The sequence below is a fragment of the Marinobacter salinus genome, assembly GCF_001854125.1.
GTDB lineage: Bacteria > Pseudomonadota > Gammaproteobacteria > Pseudomonadales > Oleiphilaceae > Marinobacter > Marinobacter salinus.
This window is the reverse complement of sequence record NZ_CP017715.1, coordinates 206235-221662: the sequence shown is the minus strand read 5'-3', so window position 1 is coordinate 221662 and position 15428 is coordinate 206235. Positions and strand designations below refer to the sequence as shown.

Annotated in this window: 15 protein-coding genes; 7 read left to right on the top strand and 8 right to left on the bottom strand. The window is 56.9% G+C overall.

The window, feature by feature from the left end; translation table 11 throughout:
* Positions 1 to 4: 4 nt before the first annotated feature.
* From efpL to BKP64_RS01070, 4 genes are all read right to left on the bottom strand, one after another.
* Positions 5 to 571, bottom strand: coding sequence for an elongation factor P-like protein EfpL (efpL, locus tag BKP64_RS01085; protein WP_070964833.1), 567 nt, complete (start codon positions 569 to 571; stop codon positions 5 to 7).
* Positions 572 to 723: 152 nt separating this feature from the next.
* Positions 724 to 1500 carry a DUF2182 domain-containing protein gene (locus tag BKP64_RS01080; protein WP_070973497.1) on the bottom strand — a complete coding sequence of 259 codons (777 nt, stop codon included), beginning with the start codon at positions 1498 to 1500 and terminating at the stop codon, positions 724 to 726.
* Between the two features lie 15 nt (positions 1501 to 1515).
* Entirely contained in the window at positions 1516 to 2151 is a 636-nt protein-coding gene (locus tag BKP64_RS01075; protein WP_070964827.1) for a DUF1326 domain-containing protein, read from the bottom strand.
* 318 nt (positions 2152 to 2469) lie between these two features.
* On the bottom strand, positions 2470 to 3501 hold the full coding sequence (locus BKP64_RS01070; protein WP_070964825.1) for a threonine aldolase family protein: 1032 nt from the start codon (positions 3499 to 3501) through the stop codon (positions 2470 to 2472).
* A gap of 168 nt (positions 3502 to 3669) precedes the next feature.
* Here BKP64_RS01070 and BKP64_RS01065 point away from each other — a divergent pair, with 168 nt between their 5' ends.
* The gene (locus tag BKP64_RS01065; RefSeq protein WP_070964822.1) at positions 3670 to 5871 is read left to right on the top strand and encodes a LemA family protein; all 2202 of its coding nucleotides are present in this window, start codon (positions 3670 to 3672) and stop codon (positions 5869 to 5871) included.
* Here BKP64_RS01065 and BKP64_RS01060 read toward each other — a convergent pair whose 3' ends face one another.
* Complete coding sequence (locus BKP64_RS01060; RefSeq protein WP_070964819.1) at positions 5872 to 6570, bottom strand: crotonase/enoyl-CoA hydratase family protein; 699 nt, start codon at positions 6568 to 6570, stop codon at positions 5872 to 5874.
* Between the two features lie 209 nt (positions 6571 to 6779).
* Here BKP64_RS01060 and BKP64_RS01055 point away from each other — a divergent pair, with 209 nt between their 5' ends.
* On the top strand, positions 6780 to 8273 hold the full coding sequence (locus BKP64_RS01055; protein ID WP_083329120.1) for a M17 family metallopeptidase: 1494 nt from the start codon (positions 6780 to 6782) through the stop codon (positions 8271 to 8273).
* Between the two features lie 146 nt (positions 8274 to 8419).
* Here the strand turns inward: BKP64_RS01055 and BKP64_RS01050 are convergent, their stop codons facing one another.
* Complete coding sequence (locus tag BKP64_RS01050) at positions 8420 to 9385, bottom strand: zinc-binding metallopeptidase family protein (RefSeq protein WP_070964816.1); 966 nt, start codon at positions 9383 to 9385, stop codon at positions 8420 to 8422.
* A gap of 136 nt (positions 9386 to 9521) precedes the next feature.
* Between BKP64_RS01050 and BKP64_RS01045 the strand changes: the two genes are divergently transcribed.
* The 3 genes from BKP64_RS01045 (at position 9522) to BKP64_RS01040 (ending at position 12264) form a co-directional block, all read left to right on the top strand.
* Entirely contained in the window at positions 9522 to 10715 is a 1194-nt protein-coding gene (locus BKP64_RS01045) for a multidrug effflux MFS transporter (protein WP_070964814.1), read from the top strand.
* A gap of 107 nt (positions 10716 to 10822) precedes the next feature.
* A complete protein-coding gene (locus BKP64_RS19440; RefSeq protein WP_227515473.1) occupies positions 10823 to 11257 on the top strand; it encodes a hypothetical protein in 435 nt (144 codons plus the stop codon).
* Positions 11254 to 12264 carry a putative 4-mercaptohistidine N1-methyltransferase gene (locus tag BKP64_RS01040; RefSeq protein ID WP_227515472.1) on the top strand — a complete coding sequence of 337 codons (1011 nt, stop codon included), beginning with the start codon at positions 11254 to 11256 and terminating at the stop codon, positions 12262 to 12264. The genes BKP64_RS19440 and BKP64_RS01040 overlap by 4 nt, the downstream gene beginning before the upstream one ends.
* 32 nt (positions 12265 to 12296) lie before the next feature.
* Here BKP64_RS01040 and BKP64_RS01035 read toward each other — a convergent pair whose 3' ends face one another.
* The gene (locus tag BKP64_RS01035; RefSeq protein WP_070964811.1) at positions 12297 to 12680 is read right to left on the bottom strand and encodes a DUF2750 domain-containing protein; all 384 of its coding nucleotides are present in this window, start codon (positions 12678 to 12680) and stop codon (positions 12297 to 12299) included.
* Between the two features lie 70 nt (positions 12681 to 12750).
* Positions 12751 to 13758, bottom strand: a complete 1008-nt coding sequence (locus tag BKP64_RS01030; protein WP_070964808.1) for an Acg family FMN-binding oxidoreductase — start codon at positions 13756 to 13758, stop codon at positions 12751 to 12753.
* Positions 13759 to 13993: 235 nt separating this feature from the next.
* Here BKP64_RS01030 and BKP64_RS01025 point away from each other — a divergent pair, with 235 nt between their 5' ends.
* Positions 13994 to 14692, top strand: coding sequence for a spondin domain-containing protein (locus tag BKP64_RS01025; RefSeq protein ID WP_070964805.1), 699 nt, complete (start codon positions 13994 to 13996; stop codon positions 14690 to 14692).
* Between the two features lie 14 nt (positions 14693 to 14706).
* The gene (locus BKP64_RS01020) at positions 14707 to 15426 is read left to right on the top strand and encodes a spondin domain-containing protein (RefSeq protein ID WP_070964802.1); all 720 of its coding nucleotides are present in this window, start codon (positions 14707 to 14709) and stop codon (positions 15424 to 15426) included.
* Positions 15427 to 15428: the final 2 nt, after the last annotated feature.

The window sequence follows — 15428 nt, the reverse complement described above, 5'->3', positions numbered from 1 at the left end:
CAGCTCATGCACGACCCAGGAACTTGCGCTCCTCAACATTAATTTTTATGCGATCACCAGTGGAAATATGCTCAGGCACCTGTACTACCAGTCCGGTGCTCAATTTGGCCGGTTTGGTTCTGGCGGTTGCTGAACCACCCTTGACGGACGGATCGGTTTCCTCAATCACAAGTTCAACAGTGGGCGGCAGATCCAGCGCTACGGGAGAATCCTTCAGCAGAATCACCATCACGCCCTGGGTGTCTTCACTGATAAACAATAACTCATCGGCAATGGATTCCCGGTTCAGGCTGTACTGGGTGTAGTCCTCAGTGTCCATGAACACATATTCATCGCCGTCGGCATAGGAGAAGGAGGCAGGACGGCGGGTAAGGTCCGCCAGATTCAACATATCCGAGTCTTTAAAGGTCTCATCAATCTTGTTACCGGTCACCACATCGTACATCCGCATTCGGTAGAGGCTACCTCCGGCACGGCCCTGCGGCACCGAGCGCTCAATGTCTTTCACGAAATAGACTCGGTCCTGATACTCAACGGCAGAATTCTTTTTGATTTCACTAGCTCTTGGCATGTCTTCAGATTCCAGACTGAAAGTGGACGACAAGGATGCTGATATACCACGATGACGTGCGACAAGCGATACCGAAATTCGGGACTGCAAAACATCACCGCCTTCCCGAACTCTACACCAGAACGTAACTATCCTGTAGGGGACTACTGAACTCACATCACCGTAACCGACATCAGAAACGCGCCCAGAGCGATGGCGAGAGAGCCGATTCCCCTTGCAACCCACTCTCCGCCGGGCATCAATTTTTCCAGCAACACCACCCCCGCTATCGCCGCGATTACACTGAGATCCATAATCCCGCCCACGAACAGCAAGGCCATCAACGCGGCACAACAGCCCACACAGTAGGCTCCGTGGCGAATACCCATCTCAAAAGCTCCCCGCAGCCCTGAGCGCCAATACCGGGTAATGAAGATCAGCGGGCCTTGACAGCGACGCAGGCAGGCCTGTTTCAGGGAGGAAAACTGATAGATGCCGGCGGCAATCAGGATAACGCCACTGAACAACTGGTTCTGGCTACGCATATAGGGGCTGAGCAGCGCCCACTGCTCCAAAAGCCACTGCAGTGCCGTCGCCACCAGGCTGAAGAGCATCCAGACCAGGAGGTATCCGCCAGCGAACAGTGCCGTACCCAGCATGGCACCGGTCAGATGATTCTTCCGAGCCACCTGCCGATACAGCATAATCATCGGGGCGGCGCTTGGCGTCATCATTGCCACCATCATGATGCCCCACATCACCAGCATCAGAACGAAATACCCAGGTGTCCAGTCCTTGAAGGTCATCATGCCCGGAGACATCGAGGCCATATCGGACGCCAAGCCGAAAAGATACAACCAGCTAAGGCCCACGATCGCCAGTAACCCGACCAGAGTTACCAGCGAATCGCGCACCCTCAAGCCAGAGAAAGAACCGTTTCTGCCCGCCACTTTCTCACCCGTCACCTACCGGTGAACACCGGCGGGTCCGATATCCAGGTGTGAGAGGTGACTATGGCTGGCATTGAGCTCCATCGGAATGTCTGCATGAGCGCTGGTGCGGCCAGTCGCCACCTCGGCTACCGCGTACTCGAAACCGTTCGGCAGATCGATGCGGGCCCGATGTTCAGAGCCATCCACCGGGCTAAGAATAGGTGCACCACTGGCCTCAATCAGATCCGCCACCCGAACTGACGCCTTCCGTGCCTCAACGTCACAGTCAATCTGGATCGGGCAGAACACCGGATCGTGCATCTTCGTCATCGTACTGGCAAACACATTGAAGAACGTGGCGCCCGGCTCGGATGTTTCGCCCGACAGGATGGCCATCAGGGCTTCCCGCTGTTGCGGACTGGCCCGCTCATCGACAAAGGCCTGTGCCGTGCCATTGCCTTCGTGAATGGCCCCCGGCCACTTCAGAGTCATGGCAAAGGACAGGTCATCCAGACGCGTATCCCCGAAGAACCCGTCTTCAATTTTTACTGCAGCAAATGCTTCACAGTCGCCGTGGGAAGGTCGTCCCATGAACTGGCATGGACATCCCAAGTCACAATTACAGTTTACAAATTCCAATCCTTTTATGCGCCAATCTATTTTTTCCATCTCAGCTACCCTCCTCTGGAAACGCAGCCTCTTCTGGAATAATAAACCACCCAGGCGCAGCCGATTAGATCGATAACGACCCAAAATCCGGCGATTATTCGTGTGGCGCTTAACGCGAGAGTCCCTGCTTGCCGGAGGTCGGCTTGATGTGCGCGGAAAAGCGCGCGGCTATCGCAGGAGAATGTTCCATGGGCACATACTCCAGGCAAAGGGACCGATTAAAGTCTAGCCAACCCGGCATCAAAAGAAAGGCGGGGCAGCCAGAAATCCATCAGAACTCTCAGCCCATCGAATTAGCCAAAGCTCGACCTTCTTGCGCTAGGCAACCAATTCCCGCACGTCAGCCAGAAACTGATCAACCCGCTCTGTCGTCGTCGCCCAGGAACACATCAGCCGGGCCGAACCACCGATGAAATTGTAGAACCGCCAGCCTTTGGACCGCAGCGCCGCCTGTATCGGCTCCGGCATTTCCACAAAGACACCGTTTACCTCTCTGGGGTAGCGAAGCGCTATGCCCGGCAGGCCAGCCAGGCCGCTGGCCAGTCGCTCGGCGCAGGCATTCGCGTGTCGCGCATTCTTGAGCCAGACGTCATCTTCCAGCAGCCCGCACCAAGGCGCCGAGATAAATCGCATCTTGGACGCCAGCTGACCCGCCTGCTTGCAGCGCCACTCAAAGTCTTCAGCCAGCCGCTTGTTGAAAAACACCACGGCTTCTCCCAAAGCCAGGCCATTCTTGGTGCCCGAAAAACACAGTACGTCGACCCCGGCTTTCCAGGTGATCTCGGACGGGTGAACATCCAGAGCCGCCACCGCGTTGGCAAACCGGGCTCCGTCCATGTGGATATTCAGGTTGTACTGATCGGCTGTGGCCCGGATCGCACGCAGCTCATCAGGCGTGTAGATGGTGCCCACCTCTGTTGCCTGAGTCAGGCTCAGCGCCTTGGGCTTCGGGTAGTGTATATCGGTGCGCTTGGTGACCAGATGCTCGATGCTTTCTGGCGTCAGCTTGCCGTCCGGCCCCTGCCCCAGCAAGAGCTTTGCTCCATTGGACGCATACTCCGGCCCACCACACTCATCCGTCTCAATGTGAGCCAGCTCGTGGCAAATCACGCTGTGAAACGACTGGCCGATGGACGCCAGAGCCAGCGAATTGGCCGCTGTGCCGTTAAAGACGAAATAGACATCGCAGTCGGTGTCAAACAGTGCCCGGATACCATCTGCCGCCCGCTGAGTCCAGCTGTCTTCGCCATAGGCGGCCTCGTCCACCCGGTTCGCCTCATCCATGGCTTTCCAGGCTTGCGGACAAACACCGCTGTAGTTATCGCTGGCAAACTGTTCTGACACGGACACGACAGTACTCCTTTATCGATTGCTATGGGGCGCAGTAAGCCCTCCAAGTTACATGATCCGGGCTGAATCACCAGAGGCTCCGGGGTGTGAAGACAAACATGAGAGACCTGTTTCCCTGTTATATACTCTCGCCCTCCTGAAATCACCGACAGAGAGAATGTAACACCCATGAGGCGCTTTAACATTGCAGGCAGACCAGGCCGTATCATTATGGCAGTGCTTGCGCTGGCCTGTCTGGCCGGTTCTTACCACCTCATGCAAACCGGGCTCGAGCAGCTTGCCCAGGCCCGCCAGATAGAGCGGATGCCAGAAACGCCCATCGCCGCGCTGACGAAGGGGCCATATATTGTTGCCGGCAAGGCAGGCGAGGATCTGGGCACACTCTCTACGCCTTACTCAAACACCAAAGCGGTGTATTATCGATACAAACTTGAGGAAGAATACCGGGACTCCGACGGCGACCGACACATCCGTACGCTCGACTCGGGCGAACGGGGCGGAAGCTTCCCACTCCGGGATAGCAGTGGCACTGTGACCATTGCACCAGGTCACGACCACTCAGCCATAGAGTGGAGTCTGGAGCGCACTTATTACTCTCAAACCGGCCAGAAAATCTATTCAGAGTGGGCTCTGAAGCCCGGAGATACCGTCAGGGTGATTGGGCGCTTCAATCGCGAAGACGGGGAGATGGTGTTTTCAGGCCTAGACGTTTTCAGCCTGCCGTCGTTGATTTCGGGCTTCACCCTTGATGTCGATGGCGGGGACCGCCTGTTTAGTGCGGCCATCCGGATTTCAATCGCCACCGGTCTGTTGGCACTGGGCCTGGCCCTGGCGCTGACCGCCACAAAAATACACCGTTTCTGGGTGTATGTACTGGTGATGAGCGTCGCCATCTCGGGAACCCTCTCCGTTCTGGGAGTGACTAAGCTCAATCAGGAATGGTCCGCCATCGCCACCCTTTACGAATCCCGCTATCAGCAACTGAACGATGGTAAGGATAACCCGCTCGCCCTCGCCGACCTTGCTGCCCTGAAACAGCTTATTCGCCAAAGCACCAGCGGCTGGCTTGACCGATGGATGTTCCGGCGCACGGTAGAAAACCGCTTGCCACTACCTGAGCTGGACGACAGCACCATAGCCCGGGTGGAGCAAATCGTTGAACGTCAGCCACAAGGCAAATTCCAGCATGCCTGGACCAGTTGGGGTCTATCAGCCGGAAGCTCGGCACTTGCCGTGATACTCGTTTTCTTCGCGATCCGCACCGTCAAATTCAAACGCCTGATCGAAGCCGTACCCACCAGCAGCACAACAGGCCTCAGTTTTGGCTTGTCTGAGCTGAAAGGCATGGTGGATTCAGATGACCTTCGGCCGCCCATCCATGACCCGCTCCTGAACGAGAAATGCGTGGCCTTTGATTACAAGGTGGAAGAGCGGCGGGGGTCCGGAAAAAACGAAAAGTGGCACACCATCGAGCATCGGAGCGAGCGAGTGCCCTTCTGGCTCGACGACAACCAGGGCCGGATACTGGTTCAGCCGGAGGGGGCCAGCATTGAATACCCGAAACACCACTCGGAAACCCGAGGCGACAGACGGTACAGCGTCAGACTCCTGGACACGCTGGTCAACGTGTATTGTATCGGATTTGCTGGCCTGGACCGCCAGCAGCCTGACCGCCTCACCATCCAAAAGGATGAAGAGGCACCCTTTCTCATCAGCACTCACGAGGAAGATGACATCGTGCTCGCGCGCGGTGCAGGCGGCTTTGTGGGCACTGCCGTCAGCCTCGGCCTCTTCCTGTTCGCGGCTACCGCAATGTTCGCGGCAGACGGCAACTTCAGCCCTGACAATCTGTTGCTTTCAGCACTGATAGTGCCGCTTGTACTCTGTATTTACATCGGCATCCTGCACTACAACGACATCGTATTCCTGAAGAACCGTGTCGACCGTGCCCGGGCCAACATTGACACCATCCTCCAGCAGCGCCACGACTTGTGGCCTAACCTGGAGAAAGTAGTCAAAGCCTCCCTGGCCCACGAGAACCAACTGCTCAAGGCTATTGCCCAGCTACGCAATGCCAATCCGGCCGGGATCCGTAACGCAGGGGAGCTCGACAAACTGATTGGATTTGAACAGAAGGTGACCAGAGCGATGCAGGCCCGGATCGAGAACTATCCGGACCTGAAAAACAGCAAAGTGATCGGTCAGTTCATGGCCATGATGGCTGAGACCGAGAATTACCTGTCGCTGCTTCGGAACAGCTACGCCGAGAGCGCGTTGATCTACAACACACGGATACAGTCGTTTCCGGACCTGATCCTTGCGAAGCTGTTCCGGTTCAGACCCGCACAGCAGTTTGCAGTCGGGGAGTGATCAGGCCATCAGCCCCAAGTTGGCCGCATCCTGTTCAATGCAGCGGTCCAGCAATGCCAGGTACTCGGCTTTGGCCTTGAGTTTGGTCTCCTTGTGCGCACGCATGTTCAGTTTCCGGAACTGTTGCGCCAGCTCGTTCGCCCGGGTCATCAGCTGTTCGGGAGCCACGACCTCGTCCAGGAAGCCCGCTTGCACGGCGCCTTCGGGGCTGTATATTTCAGCATTAATGACTGAGCGATAAAAATGAGCAGGCGCGAGACGGTGACGCGCTATTTCAATACCGGCATGGTGCATGGTCATGCCAATGGCGACCTCATTAAGACCAAGCTTGAAGCTGCCCTCAATGCCGATCCTGTGATCCACGGAAAGCATGATGAACGCACCCTTGGCTATCGCATGACCACTGCAGGCACCGATGACCGGGAACGGAAACGCAGACAGGCGGCGCGTCAGTTTTGAACCCACACTGACCAGAGCAGATGCCTCGCCCGGGCCTTTCTGCATCTCCTTGAGGTCATAACCTCCGGAAAAAATGCCCGGCTGTCCGGTCAGGATGACCACAGCTTCATCCTGCTCAGCTCGGTCCAGCGCAGAATTCAGCGCTTCAAATACCTCATGACTCAAGGCGTTCGCTTTTCCGTTGGCAATGGCAATCGTCGCGACGCCATCATTGAGTTGGTAATCTACAAGGTCTGTCACCCGCCTATCCTCTTGGTATGGTTAACTGTTGATCCGGTGAACTGTGCCAGCTTCTGGTCTCTGAGGCTACTCTCTACGACACATCCAGCGCGTGTCAGATTGCCTGCATACCTGATTTCCTCAAGACCTTGTTGAATGGTTCTGTAATCCGGACGAATCCAACTATCCTTAAACCAGAGATCGTTCAAAATCCTTTAGGGGACCTGCCCATGAAACCTGAGCTTCCGAAAATGCCAGCACTGAAGCTGGAGGTAGACCACCGCATACCAGCCTCGTGGGACTTTGATACAGGCGTAAGTCTCATACTCCTGGTACCGAAAGCCGACCAAAACGTACTATCCAGGTCCCCCTGGGCGGACTTCCTGAAGTTGCGTCTTGCCGATTTCCCGGAAGGCAAAAGTCCGGTGCTGCTTTCAGGCCCCAGAGGGACACGCGCCGCCATTGCCTTCGTGACAGACGACGTCAGCGGGTTCAAAGCTCTCAGCCAGGCACGTGAGTTGATCGCGCCACTGCTGGCAGAGCGCTCCAAAAAGATCAATGTGATTTCCATGCTTGATCAGTCACATGCTGCCTGCGTTATGGCCGAAGCGCTCGTGGCTGCGGCCTTCGCGGCCCTATTCCAGCCCCCCAAGATCTCTGACGAAACCCCGGACACCCACCCCCTCGCAGCCATGAACTTTATTGGCAATTTTGAAGCGGCTGACTTTCGCTTCGCCAAGGCGACTGCCGAGGGCAACAACCTGGCGCGCTGGCTCACACAGTTGCCGGGCAACTACCTGACACCCCGGATCTACCGTGATTACGCCGAAGCGCTGGCAAAGACCGAAGGCTGGCAAGCTGAATTCTATGACCGGGATCAACTGCAACAACTGGGCGCCGGCGCTTTTCTATCCGTGGTTGAGGCCAGCCCCACCCGGGATGCCGGAATACTCCGCCTTCGATACCGGCTGAAGGGCGCAGAAGAGCAGCCCTTTGCACTGGTCGGTAAAGGCATCTGTTTCGACACCGGCGGCAGTAATCTCAAGGTAGGCGGTGGCATGCTGGGCATGCATGGCGATATGCAGGGCAGCGCCGTCGCGCTAGGAACCCTGCTTGCCCTGACCCGCCTCAATTTTTCAAAGCCGGTAGACTGTTGGCTGGCGCTGGCCGAAAACCACATCGGTTCAAGGGCAGCGAAGTGTAACGACGTTGTGACCGCGCTGAACGGCACCACCATTGAACTGATCAACACGGACGCCGAGGGTCGAATGGTACTTGCCGACACCCTGGCTCTGGCATGCCGGCAAAAGCCACGGGCGATACTGGATTACGCCACCCTGACCGGTGCCGTCGTCTCGGCCCTGGGCCAACGTATGGCCGGCGCAATCACCAACCGCCGGTACTGGGTTGCCCCTCTCATCCACGCCGGGGAACAGTGTGGTGAGCGTGTGTGGCCGTTCCCTTACGAAGATGATTATGACGAAGACCTGAAATCGGAGGTCGCCGATACTCTCCAATGCCGGACAGCGGGGGCGGGCGACCATATATACGCAGCCCGCTTGCTCGGGAAATTCGTGGACAAGAACGTTGGCTGGGTTCATGTGGACATGGCGTCCTCCGGCACTCACAAGGGCGGGCTGGCGCACATACCCACAGACCTTCAGGGATTCGGAGTACGCTTCGGGGTCGAATGGTTCAATCGCATTGCTCAGGAGACACGGTAATCCCGGATTCCCGGGAATAGTGTAACCTTGCGGTCAATTAACGGTCATATTCCTGGAGCGCCTGTGTTCAGCGGCTCCAGGCTACATGTCCTTACGTTGCCAACAAAGTTATCCACAGTTTTTGTGGGCAACTTTTTGTCCACACCTCAGCGCCCCTGAGCACCCCGGCGCAGCCAGTCATGCACAAACGCCAGTTTTCGCTGAGCAGTTTGAGACAGAACAAAGGGATAAAGATCCGAGAGCCCCATGGAGCGATTGACGTGATTGACCCGTATTGCCAGGGAAGCCGCCACGTTAATCAACCGCGCCGTATCCGGTTCGGAATATGCGTCCCAGCGTGCACCGGGCAACTCCGGCGACGAAAGACCAGAGGCAATGGCGCTGTCCGTTATGTCTGTCAGATGAAGCAGGTGGGCTGCTGTCTCCGCCCAGTCTTCATGGGGGTGTGCCGAGGCGTAAGAAGTCAGATAATACTCTTTCCAGTATGCCGGTGGCCCGTTGTGGTAGTGGTTCTGGAGCGCGGCCGGATAATCTGCACGCTCGTCGCCAAATACTTCCCGGAATGACTCAAGGAAATCGTTACGCAAACTGAGCCGCCACCAGAGCATATGAGAAATCTCATGGCGCATATGGCCGACCATCGTCCGATAGGGCTCCTGCAGTGCCTGGCGCCGTGTTGCCCGCACCACCGGATCTGCTTCTGCAACGCTGATCGTAACCACACCGTTGGCATGCCCCATGGCCACCGGTGTCAGCCCTTCGGCAAGCATGTGGAATACTGGGCGAGTGCCCGGGTCTTCCGGCCGGAACCAGTGCCAGCGTCCCAGATTGTCGAGCACCCAGCGCTTTGCCGCCTCGGTTTCGGCCCAGTTGGGCATGGCATTGAAAATGTTCGGATCCGGAGCAAGCGCTGTCATCGCGCAGGAACGGCAGAAAGCGCCTTCCTTGGGCGCGATCCAGTTGCATCCGATGATCTCACGGTTTGCGCAGAACGGCCGCATGGGCAGGAAAGCCCGTGCCTGCGGATCGTAGGCGACGGGCATACCCTCTGCAGTGGTAAGGTTATCGAACCAGAGTGAACCGGAACCAACGGGGTTAGGAAAAACCAACATGGTGCTATTGCTCCAGGTGACCGGCACAGAACGTAAGATCGGGAAACATTCCCGGTGCCGTAGTTACCCACGGTACAGGCGTTGGGCAAGCTCATTCAATGGATTAAACAACTCAAGCCGGGAAAGGAGATAAATTTTGTCCCACCTTCAACTTGCGGTACTCCTGGGAATGACCGTGGCTCTCGGCCCCCTGGCGCTTGACGCCTATCTGCCCGCGTTTCCGAGCATCGCCGAAGGCCTGAACATCTCTCATAGTAATGTCGGATTAACCCTGAGCGCTTATGTCACAACTCTCGGTTTGGCCCAGTTGGTTGGTGGCCCCTTGTCTGACCGCTACGGGCGCAAACCGATTCTCTTCGCCGGCCTTCTGTTTTTTGCCAGTGGAGCGGTGATGGTGTCACTGGCGGATACATTGTCCGACATGGTTGTCTGGCGCATTGCCCAGGGCATTGGCGGAGCATTCTGCGCAGTGTCTGTGCCCGCGATTGTCCGGGATGAGGTAAGTGGACAGGATGCCGCCCGGCTGTTCGGATTAATTGGCCTGATCATGTTCATTGCACCAGCTGCCGCCCCGTCGCTGGGCGCCCTGATGCTTATGCTGGGGGAGTGGCAATGGATCTTCCTGATGCTGGCCGGATACGCAGTGCTTCTGATCCTGGCGCTCAATGTAATGCTTTTCCCCCGGCTGCAACCGCGGCCACCACAGACAACACCGGTCAAAACGCTGGTAACAAACTACCTGCTGGTACTCAGACATAAAACCACCATGCGCTTTGTGGGCATTCAGGTGCTCTGCTTCAGTACTATGCTCCTGTTCATTACCCACTCCTCGTTCATCTATCAGGAATGGTTTGGCCTCTCCAACAACGCTTTTGCCATCCTGTTCGCAGCCAACATTGCGTTCATGGCGGCCCTGAACCTGATCAACCGCCCACTGCTGAGCAGATTCTCCTCCGAGAGCCTCGTGCGCGCCCAGGTCATCGCCCAGTGCCTGGCCCTGGTAGCCCTGGTCACGACCGTTCAGTTACAGGGTCCTCTGTGGGTGGTTGCAGGCTGTATCATTATTGCCATCGGCTGCCAGGGCGGCATCGTGCCCAACAATATGGCCAACGCCATGGAGTTTTTCCCTCACCTCGGCGGCACAGCTGCGGCTCTGCTTGGCGCCTCGCAATTTACCATTGCCGGAGCCATAAGCGCCCTGTCCTCCCTCTCTGGCGACCAAACATTGCTTTCCATTACAACCGCCATGCTGGCTTGTTCGATCGGTGCCGTTCTTCTCGCACTGGGCGCACCTCGGGCGGTGGCCCTGGCAAAAAAATCCGGCATGTAACATTTCGGGCACAAGGATCGTCAAAACAGTTTTCGGGGACAGCTGAACCATCCCTCATACACAAAGCGTATGACTGTTAGCAAACACAACATAGGACGTGTTCAATCATGACATCGCCAACACCGGAGATTGCATCTCCCTCCCACCCGATCAAGAACCGGACCGGTCTTCTGAGAACACCCGACTTGAGCCAGGGCCTGGCACCGGAAAAGCGCGAAGAAATTGCCCTGTACTTTACCAACACCTTTGACACCTACACGCGCCTCTTCGACTGCCTCGCAGATGATGCAGGCTATTTCCAGAAGTCGATTCCACTGAGACATCCCCTCATTTTCTACCTCGGCCATACCGCAACTTTTTTCGTTAACAAACTATTGCTGGCCAAACTCCTGCACGAGCGGATCGATCCCCATATGGAGTCGGTTTTTGCTGTGGGAGTGGATGAAATGAGCTGGGACGACCTGAACGAGGACCATTACGACTGGCCCAACGTTTACGAGGTGAAGGCATATCGCGCGAAAGTGCGAGCCGGTACCTGGTGAGCAACCAGGAATACCTGGCATTTGTTGAGGCCGGCGGTTACCAACAGGACAGATTCTGGGGCGATGAGGGGCGCTCATGGCGCCAGTTTGCAAAGGCGAGACACCCAACGTTCTGGCGCTGGCACAATGGTTGGCATCTGCGCCTGATGACTGAAGAAATTGAAATGCCCTGGGACTGGCCCGTTGAAGTGAATTATCACGAGGCGAGAGCCTTCTGTGAATGGAAAAGTGAGCAAACCGGGGAACCGATTCGACTGCCGACAGAAGACGAGTGGTACCGGCTATGCTCGGCGGCGGGCGTAGAGGAGGTTAGTCATCATACCGCCAGTGCCAACCTCCATCTGGATCACGGCGCGTCATCGTGTCCTGTGACTCACTTCCGTCATGGCGAATGGTTTGACGTCGTAGGGAACGGCTGGCAGCTCGCTATGCATTCAGACGGCACTTTTTCCAGCATGCCGGGTTCCGATATATCTCGTCGGAGGCCGAGGTCAGCCAGCCCAATGCCTATTATGAGAGTGATCGGTTACTGGCCGAATACGCGGAATTTCACTTCGGTGACGCCTGGTACGGCGTTGAAAACTTTCGAGGAACTGGGATTGGATGAAATTGCCGACAAAGTGTCATTTCATCAGGGAGACGCCTGTAACCTCAAACCCCAATTCAGCGGTTACGATCTCGTGTTGGCAGCCAACCTGATTGATCGGCTATACCGGCCAAGACGTTTCCTGGACAGCATTCATGAACGGATCAACGACGGTGGGCTACTGATCATCGCGTCGCCTTACACATGGCTTGAGGAGCATACACCCAAGGAGGAATGGATCGGTGGATTCAAAAAAGACGGAGAAAACCACACCACGTTAGATGGTTTGAAAGACCACCTGTCCAGCCACTTCAGGTTAGTGGGACAGCCACGGAAAGTGCCATTCGTCATCCGCGAAACACAGCACAAATTCCAGCACACACTGTCAGAGGTGACGATCTGGGAGCGATTGCCTGGCTAATCAGCGCGGCAATCGCTCCCCGTTCAGCCGGCCTAGAAGCTCGACAGCTCATCCTGAAGATCGCGCTTCAATTCTTCCGGCGCGGTTATCCAGAGGGTACTGTCGGCACCTGGGAAAACACCGATTTCAAGCCCGTCATTGGTCAGTCCCGGCACCCACTTCTTGAAAAAGTCTGGCAGGGATATGCTTTTCGGGGACAGGTCATCCGCCCCCTGAGCGTACCCGGCGGCAAACTCCGCACTGGGCCATACTGGCAAGTGCGCCACGCCGTCCTCTTCCGAGACAATTTTCAGAAAACGGTTCTCGGCATTGACCAGTATCCAGATTTCGCGCTCCTCCAGCACCTCACTCAGAAAGTAGTCGTATCGCTCTTCTCCATTCATCTCGAGTATTTGCTTTAGCGGGTCACTGCTCATGATTGCTCCATCGGGCTGGTCGGTCTATTACCCGGCAGCCTAACACGTATTGCAGTCGACGCTAGCGCGCCTAAACAATAACCTGCTCCACCGGCCGCCGCAGTGATCGTGGCGTTTCCAGCCCACGTCCAATTCTTACGATAAGGTCCGGCCGTCCGTTTCCGACCCCCAGAAAACGGGCAAACTCAGCGCGCAGGGGCGCCACCTCTACCGGCTGATTAAGGAAGGCCGTCTTCAAGTCCAGAGCGGCTGCCTGCAACGCAAGCCGCTCATAGCAGCGGCCGGCTTCAATCCAATGGCGCTCGTCGTCAGTTTCAGAAACCAGCACGGCAATGGCAGACGAGCTTCGGATGTGCCGGAAGTCTTTCTGGTTCTGCTTCCTCGCGGAGAAACCGAACTTCATCGCCAGCAACCCAAGCCATCGGGGCACATCGGGATTACCCATGATCGGTCCATACAGCCCATCTCCTGCGCTGACGGCCTCTCTTGTGTTAAATCGAATCCAGGATTTAAGCTCCCTGGCCCATGCAGCATCGCCGAACTGTATGGTGTTCCCTTCGGCCACATAGCGGGCTATCCGCTCTTTATGGTCAGTGTCAGTGAACAGCCTGACGGAGACTCCATCGCCGTGCCCGGCCGTCTCCAGCTGCTGCATCTGCTCTGCAGTGAGTGGCGACCGATCGTATTCGACCCGGCTACACTGCCGTTTGGGAATGGCCTCGAACAAAGGTGACCGGAAGGGAATCGTTTCCTCGAAATCAATTTGCACACCCGAGGTCGACGGGTCATAGGTACAGTGGCCCTGCAGTCCGGCCGCTTGTGCCGCCAGCAGAAGGTTCTCGGTGGCGCAGCCCAGGCTGGCATACAAATGGTGGTCGTCGGGGTCGACCGCAGGGCAGCGCCGTGACAAGTCCGGCAAAATCCGGATCCGGTTTTTTTCCAGTTTAAACAGCCAGGGCTGAGTATTGTGGCTCGACGCCGCCAACGTCGCATAATGCACAAGCACTGAATAGTCATGTGCTGCGTTATCCAGTGGCAAATGACGCCAAGTTTCCATTGCATAGCTTGAGTAGTTCATCTCGCCCTCACGGACCACCTCAGATCAGCATTGTATTAAGCAGTATCCTAGCAATCAGCGAGCATTGGCAAACCTACTGACGCTACCGTCAGTAGGTTTGCACTACACATTTTAACCAGGAGCTTCTTGGCCGCTTACTAAACAGTGATCAACCCGTGACTCTTTCGTGATGAATACGCCGTCAGCGTTCAGCGATACTAAAATGGAAATAACAATCCTGAAAGGAGTCAGAGCAATGAAACGAATCCTTATTCCACTGGCACTGGTTGCCGCGCCAATTCTGACGCAGGCAGCCGAATTTGATGTTGAAATCCACAATCCGACGCGGGGGCTGTACTTCACCCCTCTGCTGGTTACGGCCCATCCGGCAGGAGTCACTCTGTTCGAAACCGGCAGCGCAGCCTCCAGCGAGCTGCAGGCGATGGCAGAGGGCGGCGATATCTCCGGGCTGGTTACACTGCTGAATACGGCTGGTGCAACCACGGTCCAGGATCCTGCCGCTGGCCTGCTGGCACCGGGAGCCAGCACGACCGCTTCACTCAACACCGACAACGCCACCGCCAACACTCAGCTGTCGATTGTAGCGATGCTACTGCCTACCAACGATGGCTTCCTGGCGATCAATAGCCTTGACGTGCCGACAGATCCCGGAACCTATACCTACAACCTCAACGCCTATGATGCCGGCACCGAAGCCAATGATGAGATTCGCGGCAGTGGTACTCCGGGCCAACCCGGTATGCCGGTACCTCCGCCACTGGACCCTGTTCTGGGTGACAACGGAACCGGTGCCGCCAGCACGGCCGAAGGTTACGTTCACATCCATCGGGGCAACCTGGGCGATACGGACCTCACCGGTGGCGACAGTGACATCGTGAGCACGCTTCACCGGTGGCTGAACCCGGTGGCCCGCATCACCGTTACGGTTAAATAGCCAGGAGGTGCGCCATGTTCTTTCGCAAAAAAATGCTCTTACTCCTGCCTCTGGCAGCCCTGTTGGCCGGTTGTGATTCTGACAACGGCACACTCCTGAGCAGCGCCCGGGAATATCGCTATCAGGTAACCATCACCAACCTCACGGCAGGGCAACCGCTCTCCCCAGCAGCGGTTGTTCTTCATAGCCCGAGCTGGCAGGCGTTTACGCTGGGTGACTCTGCGTCAGTCGCTCTGGAGAAACTGGCGGAGGGCGGCGACAACAGCGATTTCATCACGGCGGCAGATGCCGACAGTAACGTCCTCTCTGCGGCCTCCGGGCTGGGGGTCATAGTTCCCGGCGCCTCAGAGCAGATTACGGCTTCAGCCTCGGTTAGCTCCGGAGATGAGGTGCTGATGACGTGGGCGTCAATGCCGGTGAACACCAACGATGGCCTGGCTGCCATTGGCGGTGTTGATCTCAGCGATTTGGCGGTGGGCGAAAGCACGATGTTCCTGGCCATCAGTTACGATGCCGGCACCGAAGCCAACACCGAATCTGCCGACACGGTACCTGGCCCCGCTGCCAGCGGACTGGCAGAAGGTTTTAACGCTGTCAGGGATGATGTCCGGGATGCGGTTTACATCCATACCGGCGTCGTGACTCAGGACGATGGCCTCAGCACCTCCACGCTAGGCGGCCGTCAACGTTGGGACAACCCAATTGCCAGTGTTCGGGTTGAACGGCTGCAATAGGT

What these genes read in the sequence shown, in the direction of transcription:
- efpL (WP_070964833.1), bottom strand. Translation starts at nt 571, where the DNA reads ATGCCAAGAGCTAGTGAAATCAAAAAGAATTCTGCCGTTGAGTATCAG.
- BKP64_RS01075 (WP_070964827.1), bottom strand. Translation starts at nt 2,151, where the DNA reads ATGGAAAAAATAGATTGGCGCATAAAAGGATTGGAATTTGTAAACTGT.
- BKP64_RS01065 (WP_070964822.1), top strand. Translation starts at nt 3,670, where the DNA reads ATGAGGCGCTTTAACATTGCAGGCAGACCAGGCCGTATCATTATGGCA.
- BKP64_RS01055 (WP_083329120.1), top strand. Translation starts at nt 6,780, where the DNA reads ATGAAACCTGAGCTTCCGAAAATGCCAGCACTGAAGCTGGAGGTAGAC.
- BKP64_RS01050 (WP_070964816.1), bottom strand. Translation starts at nt 9,385, where the DNA reads ATGTTGGTTTTTCCTAACCCCGTTGGTTCCGGTTCACTCTGGTTCGAT.
- BKP64_RS19440 (WP_227515473.1), top strand. Translation starts at nt 10,823, where the DNA reads ATGACATCGCCAACACCGGAGATTGCATCTCCCTCCCACCCGATCAAG.
- BKP64_RS01035 (WP_070964811.1), bottom strand. Translation starts at nt 12,680, where the DNA reads ATGAGCAGTGACCCGCTAAAGCAAATACTCGAGATGAATGGAGAAGAG.
- BKP64_RS01030 (WP_070964808.1), bottom strand. Translation starts at nt 13,758, where the DNA reads ATGAACTACTCAAGCTATGCAATGGAAACTTGGCGTCATTTGCCACTG.
- BKP64_RS01025 (WP_070964805.1), top strand. Translation starts at nt 13,994, where the DNA reads ATGAAACGAATCCTTATTCCACTGGCACTGGTTGCCGCGCCAATTCTG.
- BKP64_RS01020 (WP_070964802.1), top strand. Translation starts at nt 14,707, where the DNA reads ATGTTCTTTCGCAAAAAAATGCTCTTACTCCTGCCTCTGGCAGCCCTG.